This is a genomic window from Klebsiella sp. CN_Kp073, from assembly GCF_040065495.2.
Classification (GTDB): domain Bacteria; phylum Pseudomonadota; class Gammaproteobacteria; order Enterobacterales; family Enterobacteriaceae; genus Klebsiella; species Klebsiella aerogenes.
In genome coordinates, this window is the sequence record NZ_CM198051.1 from 1,583,364 (window position 1) to 1,595,908 (window position 12,545).

Here is a 12,545-nt window from a genome sequence, read left to right on the forward strand (position 1 = left end):
GATGAAAATGAAACTTACCGCGCTAATGAGCGGAATGATTTTGGCCAGTGCGGCGCTGTGCTTCAGCGCCGTCGCGGCAGAGAAAATTGTCATCGCCCACCGCGGCGCCAGCGGGTATCTGCCGGAACATACCCTGCCGGCGAAAGCGATGGCTTACGCTCAGGGGGCGGATTATCTTGAGCAAGACCTGGTGATGACCAAAGACGACCGGCTGGTGGTGTTGCATGACCACTATCTTGATCGGGTGACTGACGTAGCGCAGCGTTTCCCGCAGCGGGCGCGTAAAGATGGTCGTTTTTACGCTATTGACTTTACCCTGGCCGAGATTAAGTCGCTGAAGTTCACCGAAGGTTTTGAGCCGAAAGATGGTAAAAACGTGCAAACCTATCCCGGGCGTTTCCCGATGGGTAAATCCGATTTCCGTATTCATACCTTTGAAGAAGAGATTGAGTTTGTGCAGGGGCTAAACCATTCGACGGGTAAAAATATCGGTATCTACCCGGAAATCAAAGCGCCGTGGTTCCACCATCAGGAAGGCAAAGATATTGCCGCCAGCACGCTGAAAGTGCTGAAGGAATATGGCTACACCAGCAAGCAGGATAAGGTTTATCTGCAGTGCTTTGACGCCAACGAGCTCAAACGCATTAAGAATGAGCTGGAGCCGAAGATGGGGATGGATCTCAATCTGGTGCAGCTCATCGCCTATACCGACTGGAATGAAACGCAGCAGAAACAGGCCGATGGTAAATGGGTGAACTACAGCTATGACTGGATGTTCAAGCCGGGGGCGATGGCGCAGATTGCGCAGTACGCCGACGGTATCGGCCCGGATTACCATATGCTGGTAGCGGAAGGCTCGAAGCCGGGCGCGGTGAAGCTGACGGCGATGGTAAAAGAGGCGCACGCCAGCCATCTGCAGGTACATCCGTACACCGTGCGCGCGGATCAGTTGCCGGAGTACGCCACTAACGTTAATCAGCTCTATGACGTGCTGTATAACCAGGCGGGCGTCGACGGCTTGTTTACCGATTTCCCGGATAAAGCGGCGCAGTTCCTGGACGCGAAATAAAACAAAAGGGCCGTAAGGCCCTTTTTTATGTTTTCCCCCTCTCCCTGTGGGAGAGGGCCGGGGTGAGGGCATCAGGCCGCACACATCGACAACACTACATCTCGATCTCAATATCGCCTTTCGCCCGGCAGCAGCAGGGCAAAATTTCTCCCGGCTGGATAAACGCCAGCGGTTCGGTCAGCCAGTCAACCTGGCCTGACACCAGACGCGTGCGGCAGGAACCGCAATAGCCTTCGCGGCACTGATACTCCACGTCGATGTTATGCGATTCAAGCGCGGCCAACAGGGAAGGATGTTCATCCTGACACTCAAGGCGAGTGTCAGAAATCCTCAAGAAAATCCGCTTCATTACAGCTGGAAGTTGCTCAGATCGTCAGCGTCGACTTCAGAATCGATCTGGCCGACGAGATAAGAGCTGACTTCCACTTCCTGCGGCGCGACCTGAACGTTGTCGGAAACCAGCCAGGTGTTGATCCATGGGATCGGGTTGGAGCGGGTCTGGAACGGTAGATCGAGGCCCACCGCCTGCATGCGGATATTGGTGATGTACTCGACGTACTGGCAGAGAATATCTTTGTTCAGGCCGATCATCGAGCCGTCGCGGAACAGATAGTCCGCCCACTCTTTTTCCTGCTGCGCCGCCAGCACGAACAGGTCATAGCACTCCTGTTTGCACTCTTCGGCGATTTCCGCCATTTCCGGATCGTCGCTGCCGGAGCGCAGCAGGTTCAGCATATGCTGAGTGCCGGTCAGGTGCAGCGCTTCATCACGGGCGATCAGGCGAATAATCTTGGCGTTGCCTTCCATCAGCTTGCGTTCGGCAAAGGCGAAGGAGCAGGCGAAGCTAACGTAGAAGCGGATCGCTTCCAGCGCGTTGACGCTCATCAGGCACAGATACAGTTTCTTTTTCAGCTCGCGCAGATTCACGGTCACGGTTTTGCCGTTGACGGTGTGGGTGCCTTCGCCCAGCAAATGCCAGTAGCTGGTCATTTCGATCAGCGAATCGTAATAGTGCGAGATGCCTTCCGCGCGTTTCTGGATCTGCTCATTGGTCACGATATCGTCGAACACCGTCGCCGGATCGTTGACGATGTTGCGAATAATATGGGTGTAAGAGCGCGAGTGGATCGTCTCGGAAAAGGCCCAGGTTTCCACCCAGGTTTCCAGTTCGGGGATGGAAATCAGCGGCAGCAGCGCGACGTTCGGGCTACGGCCCTGGATGGAGTCGAGCAACGTCTGATATTTCAGGTTGCTGATGAAAATATGCTTTTCATGTTCCGGCAGCGCCTGATAGTCGATGCGATCGCGCGAAACGTCGACTTCTTCCGGGCGCCAGAAGAAGGAAAGCTGCTTTTCAATCAGCTTTTCAAAGATGTCATATTTTTGCTGATCGTAGCGGGCCACGTTAACCGGCTGGCCAAAAAACATCGGCTCAAGCAGTTGATTGTTTTTCGTCTGTGAAAAAGTGGTGTATGCCATGAGTGGGTCCTGTTGAGATTGTATCGCCCGGCAACACTGCGTTTGCCGGGCCTACAAAACCGTAGGCCGGGTAGGCATCGCGCCACCCGGCAAAAATACCTTAGATCTTACATGCGCCGCTTTCGCAGCCGTCGTCCTGAATTGACGGCGCCAGGTCATCCTGGGCGTCTTCCGCGCCATCACGGGTGTTGTGATAGTACAGCGTTTTCACGCCGAATTTATAGGCGTTGAGCAGGTCTTTCAGCAACTGCTGCATCGGCACTTTTCCGGACGGGAAACGCGTCGGGTCGTAGTTGGTGTTGGCGGAAATCGACTGATCGATAAACTTCTGCATGATGCCGACCAGCTGCAGATAGCCGTCGTTATTCGGCATTTCCCACAGCAGTTCGTAGGCGTTCTGCAGATTTTCGTAATCCGGAACGACCTGGCGCAGGATCCCGTCTTTCGACGCTTTGATGCTCACGTGGCCGCGCGGCGGCTCAATGCCGTTGGTGGCGTTGGAGATCTGCGAAGAGGTCTCAGACGGCATCAATGCGGAGAGCGTGGAGTTACGCAGGCCGTGGGTTTTGATGGATTCCCGCAGCTGCTCCCAGTCGAAATGCAGGGATTCGCTCACGATCGCATCCAGGTCTTTCTTGTAGGTATCGATCGGCAGAATACCCTGCGCGTAGGTGGTTTCGTTGAACCACGGGCAGGCGCCTTGTTCGATAGCCAGTTCGTTGGAGGCCTTAAGCAGATAATACTGAATAGCTTCGAACGTTTTGTGCGTCAGATTGTTGGCGCTGCCGTCGGAGTAGCGTTTGCCATGTTTCGCCAGATAGTAAGCGAAGTTGATAACGCCGATGCCCAGCGTACGACGACCCATCGCGCCGCGTTTGGCCGCCGGGATTGGGTAATCCTGATAATCCAGCAACGCATCCAGCGCGCGCACCGCCAGCACCGCCAGATCTTCCAGCTCATCGAGGCTATCGATGGCGCCAAGGTTGAACGCCGACAGCGTGCACAGCGCGATTTCGCCGTTTTCGTCGTTCACATCGTCCAGCGGTTTGGTCGGCAGGGCGATTTCCAGGCACAGGTTAGACTGACGCACCGGCGCGACAACCGGGTCGAACGGGCTGTGGGTGTTGCAGTGGTCAACGTTCTGGATATAGATACGGCCGGTGGAGGCGCGTTCCTGCATCATCAGCGAGAACAGCTCAACGGCTTTAATACGCTGTTTGCGGATGCTGTCGTCTTTTTCGTATTTAGTGTACAGACGTTCGAACTCGTCCTGATCGGCGAAGAACGCATCGTACAGGCCAGGAACGTCGGACGGGCTGAACAGGGTGATGTCCTCGCCTTTCAGCAGGCGGGTGTACATCAGCTTGTTGATCTGCACGCCGTAGTCCATGTGGCGAACGCGGTTGGCGTCGGTGCCGCGGTTGTTTTTCAACACCAGCAGGCTTTCGACTTCCAGATGCCACATTGGATAGAAGAGGGTGGCCGCGCCGCCGCGAACGCCGCCCTGCGAGCAGGATTTCACCGCGGTCTGGAAGTGCTTATAGAACGGGATGCAGCCGGTGTGGAAAGCTTCGCCGCCGCGGATCGGGCTACCCAGCGCGCGAATGCGGCCGGCGTTGATACCGATACCGGCGCGCTGGGAAACGTATTTCACAATCGCGCTGGAGGTGGCGTTGATCGAATCCAGGCTATCGCCGCACTCGATCAGCACGCAGGAGCTGAACTGACGAGTTGGGGTACGCACGCCGGACATGATCGGCGTCGGCAGCGAGATTTTAAAGGTGGACACCGCGTCATAGAAACGCTTGATGTAGTCCAGACGAGTCTCACGCGGATAATTAGAGAACAGGCAAGCCGCGACCAGAATATAGAGGAACTGGGCGCTTTCATAGATTTCGCCGCTGACGCGGTTCTGCACCAGGTATTTACCTTCCAGCTGCTTAACGGCCGCATAGGAGAAGTTCATATCGCGCCAGTGGTCGATAAAACCGTCCATCTGCTGGAACTCTTCTTCCGTGTAGTCTTCCAGCAGATGATGATCGTATTTACCTTTTTCGACCATGTTCACCACATGGGTGTACAGCGCCGGCGGTTCAAACTGGCCAAACGCTTTTTTGCGCAGGTGGAAAATCGCCAGTCGCGCGGCGAGGTACTGGTAGTCCGGTGCATCGCGGGAGATCAGGTCCGCTGCGGCCTTAATAATGGTCTCGTGGATGTCGGCGGTTTTGATGCCGTCATAGAACTGAATATGCGAACGCAGTTCTACCTGAGAAATCGAAACGTTATTCAGTCCTTCTGCCGCCCAATCTAGTACGCGATGGATTTTGTCGAGATTGATACGCTCGGTGCTACCGTCGCGCTTTGTCACCAGCAGACTCTGATTCATGTGGTTTTTACCTGTCCGTGAGAAAAAATATCCCCCCATTTATCCACAGCAAGTCGTTGTGACTAACTCTGTGGATAAATACTATATGTAGGGGGTTGTCGATAAAAAGAACGCTATATGGTGAGTTATTTTAGTAAGGATTCTTTTGAGTACAAGGGTTGATTTTGACGTTAATTTGAGGTTGCGCAGGCGTAATAATCGCTAAGTCCACGCCGTATAAGGCCTGGAGAAGAAGTCAATAAAACAGAAAAAAAAATCAAAATTTGATCGAGTGCTGATTTCTTCGTCGGAAGGGAAAATTGCGCAGCTTGATGCCGCGCAATCATCATCATAAAAACGTATGACGTTATGCTTTTTTCGCCGTTGTATGCAACATATAGTTAACATCAACCCCCGGCGCCAGCTTGAAGGTATTAGTGAGCGGATTGTAATGCAGGCCGGTAATGTGCTGCTCTTTCAGAGAAGTCTGATCGATCCAGCCGATGAGCTCCGCCGGCTTGATGAACTTCTTAACGTCATGCGTACCTTTTGGCACCATTTTCATCACGTATTCTGCGCCGACCACGGCCATCAGCCAGGCTTTGCCGTTGCGGTTAATGGTCGAGAAGAAGACCTGGCCGCCGGGCTTCACCAGTCGCGCGCAGGCATGCACGACCGACTGTGGATCAGGGACGTGCTCGAGCATCTCCATACAGGTGACGACGTCGTACTGTTGGGCGTGCTTCGCCGCGTGCTCTTCGACGGTCTCCTGCACATACTCCACCTGAACGCCGCTCTCCAGCGCGTGCAGTTTTGCGACCTGCAGCGGCTCGAAGCCCATATCCAGACCGGTGACTGTCGCACCTTCGCGCGCCATGCTTTCGGCGAGGATGCCGCCGCCGCAGCCGACATCAAGCACTTTTTTGCCGAACAGGCCGCCGGAGCGTTCGGCAATATAGCCAAGGCGCAACGGGTTGATGCGATGCAGCGGTTTGAACTCGCCTTCTAGATCCCACCAGCGCGAGGCGACGGCTTCAAATTTGGCGATTTCATTGTGATCAACGTTGGGGGCCACCGACGGTTTTTCGGCATTCATGGGCGCTTTTACTCCTTTTCTGTTCTGACCTGCGAGTATATCAGCAGACTGCCACGAATAAACCGTATTGCTTTACCTCTATTACGACGGCTGTGTTATAATTTGCGACCTTTGAATCCGGGACACAGTAGAGGGATAGCGGTTAGATGAGCGACCTTGCGAGAGAAATTACACCGGTCAACATTGAGGAAGAGCTGAAAAGCTCGTATCTGGATTATGCGATGTCGGTCATTGTTGGCCGTGCGCTGCCGGATGTCCGAGATGGCCTGAAGCCGGTACACCGTCGCGTACTATACGCCATGAACGTATTGGGCAATGACTGGAACAAAGCCTATAAAAAATCAGCCCGTGTCGTTGGCGACGTAATCGGTAAATACCACCCGCATGGTGATACCGCCGTTTATGACACCATCGTACGTATGGCGCAGCCGTTCTCCTTGCGTTATATGCTGGTCGATGGCCAGGGTAACTTTGGTTCTGTCGATGGCGACTCCGCCGCAGCGATGCGTTATACGGAAATCCGTATGTCGAAGATCGCTCATGAGCTGATGGCCGATCTCGAAAAAGAGACGGTTGATTTCGTCGACAACTATGACGGCACGGAGAAAATCCCTGACGTCATGCCGACAAAAATCCCTAACCTGCTGGTGAACGGTTCTTCCGGTATCGCCGTAGGTATGGCGACCAACATTCCGCCGCATAACCTGACGGAAGTGATCAACGGCTGCCTGGCGTACGTTGATAACGAAGACATCAGCATTGAAGGGCTGATGGAACACATTCCGGGCCCGGACTTCCCGACCGCCGCTATCATTAACGGCCGTCGCGGTATTGAAGAGGCCTATCGTACCGGTCGCGGTAAAGTTTACATTCGCGCGCGCGCGGAAGTCGAAGCTGACGCGAAAACCGGTCGTGAAACCATCATCGTGCACGAAATTCCGTATCAGGTGAACAAAGCGCGCCTGATTGAGAAAATCGCCGAGCTGGTGAAAGAAAAACGCGTTGAAGGCATCAGCGCGCTGCGCGACGAGTCTGACAAAGACGGTATGCGTATCGTTATCGAAGTAAAACGCGACGCGGTGGGTGAAGTGGTTCTTAACAACCTCTACTCCCAGACCCAACTGCAGGTTTCTTTCGGTATCAACATGGTTGCGCTGCACCACGGTCAGCCGAAGATCATGAACCTGAAAGACATCATCGCGGCGTTTGTTCGTCACCGCCGCGAAGTTGTCACTCGTCGTACTATTTTCGAACTGCGCAAAGCGCGCGACCGTGCGCATATCCTTGAAGCGCTGGCGATTGCGCTGGCTAACATCGATCCGATTATCGAATTGATTCGCCGCGCGCCGACGCCGGCGGAAGCAAAAGCGGGTTTAATCGCGCGTTCATGGGATCTGGGCAATGTCTCCGCGATGCTGGAGCGCGCCGGCGATAACGCTGCGCGTCCGGAGTGGCTGGAGCCAGAGTTCGGCGTGCGTGACGGCCAGTACTATCTGACCGAACAGCAGGCCCAGGCGATTCTGGATCTGCGTCTGCAGAAACTGACCGGTCTGGAGCATGAAAAACTGCTCGACGAGTACAAAGAGCTGCTGGATCAGATTGCCGAGCTGCTGCACATTCTGGGTAGCGCCGATCGTCTGATGGAAGTTATTCGCGAAGAGCTGGAGCTGGTTAAAGAACAGTTTGGCGATGCGCGTCGTACCGAAATCACCGCCAACAGCGCCGATATCAATATCGAAGACCTGATCAACCAGGAAGATGTTGTCGTGACCCTGTCGCACCAGGGCTATGTGAAATATCAGCCATTAACCGACTACGAAGCGCAGCGTCGTGGCGGTAAAGGCAAATCGGCAGCGCGTATTAAAGAAGAAGACTTTATCGACCGCCTGCTGGTGGCCAACACCCATGACACGATCCTCTGCTTCTCCAGCCGTGGTCGTTTGTACTGGATGAAGGTTTATCAGCTGCCGGAAGCCAGCCGCGGCGCGCGTGGTCGGCCGATCGTCAACCTGCTGCCGCTGGAAGCTGACGAGCGTATCACCGCTATCCTGCCGGTTCGCGAGTACGAAGAGGGCGTTAACGTCTTTATGGCGACCGCCAGCGGTACCGTGAAGAAAACGGCATTGACCGAGTTCAGCCGTCCGCGTTCTGCCGGTATCATTGCCGTTAATCTGAACGAAGGCGACGAACTGATCGGCGTCGATCTGACTTCTGGCCAGGACGAAGTGATGCTGTTCTCCGCCGCTGGTAAAGTGGTGCGCTTTAAAGAAGACGCCGTTCGCGCGATGGGGCGTACCGCAACCGGCGTACGCGGCATCAAGCTGGCAGGCGAAGATAGCGTAGTGTCGCTGATCATTCCTCGCGGCGAAGGCGCTATCCTGACCGTGACGCAAAACGGTTACGGCAAGCGTACTGCGGCAGCAGAGTATCCGACCAAGTCACGTGCGACGCAGGGCGTTATCTCTATTAAGGTCACCGAACGTAACGGTTCCGTGGTCGGCGCCGTGCAGGTCGATGATTGCGACCAGATCATGATGATCACCGATGCGGGCACCCTGGTGCGTACTCGCGTTTCTGAAGTGAGCATCGTGGGTCGTAATACTCAGGGCGTGATTCTGATCCGTACCGCGGAAGATGAAAATGTTGTTGGCCTGCAGCGCGTGGCTGAACCGGTTGACGACGAAGAACTGGATGCCATCGACGGCAGCGTAGCGGAAGGCGATGATGATATCACGCCGGAAAACGATGCTGACGACGACATCGCCGAAGACGAAGAGTAATCGTCGCAGGTAAATGTTCTGAAAGGGCCGGGTATTATCCCGGCCCTTTTTGCATTAACATTGCGATAAAGCCCATTTACCGCTACTTTAACCCCATTCTGTTGAGCCCCTGACGACCGAGCATTGCCCCATTGAAATATCTTGCCTCGTTTCATACGACCTTAAAGGTTTCTCGTTATCTGTTCAGAGCGCTGGCGGTTCTGCTATGGATGCTGATTGCTTTTGTCTCCGTGTTTTATATCGTTAATGCGCTGCATGAACGGGAATCGGAAATTCGTCAGGAACTGAATCTTAACGCCGACCAGGCGCAGCGCTATATCCAGCGGACTGCGGATGTCATTAAAGAGCTGAAGTACGTCGCAGGCAATCGTGCGGCGACCGGGAGCGAGGGCAGCGCGGCGCTGGCCAACAGCGGCAATATCACTATCCCCAATTTTGAACCGCTGTATCCGGATTCCGACTGCAGCGCAATGAGCGGCGCCTGGCGCAATTCGCTGCAATCGCTGGCGTGGTTCATGCGCTACTGGCGCGATAATTTCTCCGCCGCCTACGACCTGAACCGTATCTTTTTAATTGGCAGCGACAACCTCTGTATGGCTAACTTCGGCCTGCGCGATATGCCGCTGGAGCGCGATCAGGCGCTGAAGGTGCTGCATCAACGTATCGAACAATATCGCGATGCGCCGCAAAACGAGCGGGGCAATAACCTGTTCTGGATTAGCCAGGGCGTGCGTCCCGGCGTCGGCTATTTCTATGCCCTGACGCCAATCTATATGGCTAACCGCCTGCAGGCGATGCTCGGCGTCGAGCAGACTATCCGCATGGAGAGCTTCTTTACGCCGGGCAGCCTGCCGATGAGCGTGACGATCCTCGATGATAACGGCCAGCAGCTCATTTCCCTTGCCGGGCCGGATAACAGTATTAAACCGGAAACCCGCTGGATGCAGGAGCGGATGTGGTTTGGCTACAGCTCTGGTTTCCGCGAACTGGTGCTGAAAAAGAGCCTGCTGCCGTCATCGCTGAGTATTGTCTATTCGGTTTCCGTCGATCAGGTGCTCGAGCGCATCAGGATGCTGATCCTCAACGCTATCGTGCTGAATATCCTGACGGGCGCGATCCTGTTCGCGCTGGCGCGCATGTATGAACGGCGGATATTTATTCCGGCGGAAAACGACGCCCAGCGTCTGGAAGAGCATGAGCAGTTCAACCGTAAAATCGTCGCCTCCGCGCCGGTAGGGATCTGTATTTTGCGTACCCAGGACGGCACTAACATACTGAGTAACGAACTGGCGCATAACTATCTGAATATGCTGACTCACGAAGACCGCCAGCGGCTCACGCAGATTATCTGCGGCCAGCAGGTCAACTTCGTCGACGTGTTAACCAGCAACAACACCAACCTGCAGATTAGCTTTGTACACTCGCGCTATCGTAATGAAAACGTAGCGATATGCGTGCTGGTGGATGTTTCCGCCCGTGTGAAAATGGAAGAGTCGCTGCAGGAGATGGCCCAGGCGGCGGAACAGGCCAGCCAGTCGAAATCGATGTTCCTCGCCACCGTTAGCCACGAGTTGCGTACGCCGCTGTACGGCATTATTGGCAACCTCGATCTGCTGCAGACCAAAGCGTTGCCGAAGGGAGTCGATCGGCTGGTGACGGCGATGAATAACTCCTCCAGCCTGCTATTGAAGATTATCAGCGATATTCTCGACTTCTCGAAGATTGAGTCAGAGCAGCTAAAAATCGAACCGCGAGAGTTCTCGCCACGCGAGGTCATGAATCATATTTCGGCGAACTATCTACCGCTGGTGGTGCGCAAACAGCTGGGGCTGTACTGTTTCATCGAGCCGGGTGTCCCGCAAACGATGATCGGCGACCCGATGCGTCTGCAGCAGGTTATTTCCAACCTGCTGAGTAACGCTATTAAATTTACCGATACCGGCTGTATCGTGTTGCACGTCCAGCGCGCCGGCGACTATCTGCAAATTAGCGTACGTGACACCGGCGAGGGGATCCCGGCGAAAGAGGTTGTGCGCCTGTTCGACCCGTTCTTCCAGGTCGGTACCGGAGTACAGCGTAATTTCCAGGGCACCGGCTTGGGGCTGGCTATCTGTGAAAAACTTATCAGCATGATGGATGGCGACATTGCCGTGGAAACTGAACCCGGCATGGGAAGCCGTTTCACTATTCGTATTCCGCTATACGGCATGCAGCCGATGCCGCCGCTGCTGGCCGATCGGCACAGCAACAGCACCTGTTGGCTGGCGATTCATAACACGTCACTGGCGCTTTTTGTCGAATCGCTGCTGCAATATCATGGCCTGACGGTACGTCAATTTGCTGGTCAGACGCCGGCTGCCGACGATATTTTATTAACCGATGATGAAGGCTATGAGGGTTGGCCGGGAAGCGCTGCGGTGATCTTCTGCCGCCGCCATATCGGCATTCCTGTTGAGCGCGCGCCGGGAGAGTGGCTACATAGCGTTACCACGCCGCATGAGCTCCTGCCATTACTGGGGCGTCTGCTGCATCTGGCGCTGGCGGCGGAAGAGAATGGTCCGGCGCTATCGGCCCATGACGCGCCAACGGCCAGCAATGACGACATGATGATTCTGGTGGTCGACGATCATCCGATTAACCGCCGCCTGTTGGCCGATCAGCTTGGCTCGCTGGGTTATCAATGCGTAACGGCCAATGATGGCATCGATGCGCTTAACGTCCTCAGTAAACAGCATATTGATATTGTTCTCAGCGATGTGAACATGCCCAATATGGATGGTTACCGTCTGACGCAGCGGATCCGTCAGCTGGAGATGACGTTGCCGGTTATTGGCGTGACGGCTAACGCGCTGGCGGAAGAAAAACAGCGTTGTCTGGAATCGGGAATGGATAGCTGCCTGTCAAAACCGGTGACGCTGGATATCCTTAAGCACACGCTGGCCACCTATGCCGCACAGGTACGTAAAGCCAGAAAAACAAGCTGAGGCCGCACGGAATGGTGCTGAGAGCTCCCCGGCGCGCGATGCTCTCCGGGGCGGGAATAAAGTTTCAGAATGGCCCGGAAACGGCGGCTGGCCGCCATCCGGGAAAAGTGAATTACTCTTTATCCGTTGAGGTAAGAGAAACGGAAGAGAGGTAGTTCAGCAGTGCGATATCATTTTCGACACCCAGCTTCATCATTGCCGATTTCTTCTGGCTACTGATGGTTTTAATGCTGCGGTTCAGCTTTTTGGCGATCTCGGTGACCAGGAAGCCTTCAGCGAACAAACGCAGAACTTCACTCTCTTTCGGCGACAGGCGTTTGTCGCCATAACCGCCGGCGCTGATTTTTTCCAGCAGGCGGGAGACGCTTTCCGGAGTAAACTTTTTGCCTTTCTGCAGCGCGGCCAGCGCTTTCGGCAGATCGGTCGGCGCACCCTGCTTCAGTACGATCCCTTCAATATCGAGATCCAGTACTGCGCTGAGGATAGCCGGGTTGTTGTTCATGGTCAGAACGATAATCGACAGTTCAGGAAAATGACGTTTGATGTATTTGATCAGGGTGATCCCATCGCCATATTTGTCGCCAGGCATCGACAAGTCGGTAATCAGGACGTGCGCGTCAAGTTTAGGAAGATTGTTAATCAGAGCTGTGGAATCTTCAAATTCGCCAACAACATTCACCCACTCGATCTGCTCAAGTGACTTACGAATGCCGAACAGTACGATCGGATGGTCATCGGCAATAATTACGTTCATATTGTTCATGTATTAGGC

Annotated in this window: 8 protein-coding genes; 3 read left to right on the forward strand and 5 right to left on the reverse strand. The window is 54.7% G+C overall.

Going from position 1 to position 12,545, the window contains the following annotated elements; translation table 11 throughout:
• Position 1: 1 nt before the first annotated feature.
• The gene (glpQ, locus tag ABLV66_RS07715) at positions 2-1,069 is read left to right on the forward strand and encodes a glycerophosphodiester phosphodiesterase (RefSeq protein ID WP_348876078.1); all 1,068 of its coding nucleotides are present in this window, start codon (positions 2-4) and stop codon (positions 1,067-1,069) included.
• A 94-nt stretch (positions 1,070-1,163) separates the two neighbouring features.
• On the opposite strand, the gene yfaE is transcribed toward glpQ, so the two are convergent.
• The 4 genes from yfaE to ubiG form a co-directional block, all read right to left on the reverse strand.
• On the reverse strand, positions 1,164-1,418 hold the full coding sequence (gene yfaE / locus ABLV66_RS07720; protein ID WP_015365617.1) for a class I ribonucleotide reductase maintenance protein YfaE: 255 nt from the start codon (positions 1,416-1,418) through the stop codon (positions 1,164-1,166).
• A complete protein-coding gene (gene nrdB / locus ABLV66_RS07725; RefSeq protein WP_015365618.1) occupies positions 1,418-2,548 on the reverse strand; it encodes a class Ia ribonucleoside-diphosphate reductase subunit beta in 1,131 nt (376 codons plus the stop codon). Before nrdB ends, yfaE begins: the two co-directional genes overlap by 1 nt.
• Positions 2,549-2,648: 100 nt before the next feature.
• On the reverse strand, positions 2,649-4,934 hold the full coding sequence (nrdA, locus tag ABLV66_RS07730; RefSeq protein ID WP_015365619.1) for a class 1a ribonucleoside-diphosphate reductase subunit alpha: 2,286 nt from the start codon (positions 4,932-4,934) through the stop codon (positions 2,649-2,651).
• Positions 4,935-5,280: 346 nt separating this feature from the next.
• Positions 5,281-6,009: a bifunctional 2-polyprenyl-6-hydroxyphenol methylase/3-demethylubiquinol 3-O-methyltransferase UbiG gene (ubiG, locus tag ABLV66_RS07735; RefSeq protein ID WP_045391407.1), complete on the reverse strand. Its 729-nt coding sequence runs from the start codon at positions 6,007-6,009 to the stop codon at positions 5,281-5,283.
• Positions 6,010-6,155: 146 nt separating this feature from the next.
• On the opposite strand from ubiG, the gene gyrA reads away from it, so the two are divergent.
• Entirely contained in the window at positions 6,156-8,789 is a 2,634-nt protein-coding gene (gene gyrA, locus ABLV66_RS07740; RefSeq protein WP_348876077.1) for a DNA topoisomerase (ATP-hydrolyzing) subunit A, read from the forward strand.
• 131 nt (positions 8,790-8,920) lie between these two features.
• Positions 8,921-11,773 (forward strand): two-component system sensor histidine kinase RcsC, encoded by a 2,853-nt coding sequence (gene rcsC / locus ABLV66_RS07745; RefSeq protein ID WP_348876076.1) that lies wholly within the window; start codon positions 8,921-8,923, stop codon positions 11,771-11,773.
• A 112-nt stretch (positions 11,774-11,885) separates the two neighbouring features.
• Here rcsC and rcsB read toward each other — a convergent pair whose 3' ends face one another.
• Positions 11,886-12,536: a response regulator transcription factor RcsB gene (rcsB, locus tag ABLV66_RS07750; protein WP_015365624.1), complete on the reverse strand. Its 651-nt coding sequence runs from the start codon at positions 12,534-12,536 to the stop codon at positions 11,886-11,888.
• Positions 12,537-12,545: the final 9 nt, after the last annotated feature.

What these genes read in the sequence shown, in the direction of transcription:
- glpQ (WP_348876078.1), top strand. Translation starts at nt 2, where the DNA reads ATGAAAATGAAACTTACCGCGCTAATGAGCGGAATGATTTTGGCCAGT.
- yfaE (WP_015365617.1), bottom strand. Translation starts at nt 1,418, where the DNA reads ATGAAGCGGATTTTCTTGAGGATTTCTGACACTCGCCTTGAGTGTCAG.
- nrdB (WP_015365618.1), bottom strand. Translation starts at nt 2,548, where the DNA reads ATGGCATACACCACTTTTTCACAGACGAAAAACAATCAACTGCTTGAG.
- nrdA (WP_015365619.1), bottom strand. Translation starts at nt 4,934, where the DNA reads ATGAATCAGAGTCTGCTGGTGACAAAGCGCGACGGTAGCACCGAGCGT.
- ubiG (WP_045391407.1), bottom strand. Translation starts at nt 6,009, where the DNA reads ATGAATGCCGAAAAACCGTCGGTGGCCCCCAACGTTGATCACAATGAA.
- gyrA (WP_348876077.1), top strand. Translation starts at nt 6,156, where the DNA reads ATGAGCGACCTTGCGAGAGAAATTACACCGGTCAACATTGAGGAAGAG.
- rcsB (WP_015365624.1), bottom strand. Translation starts at nt 12,536, where the DNA reads ATGAACAATATGAACGTAATTATTGCCGATGACCATCCGATCGTACTG.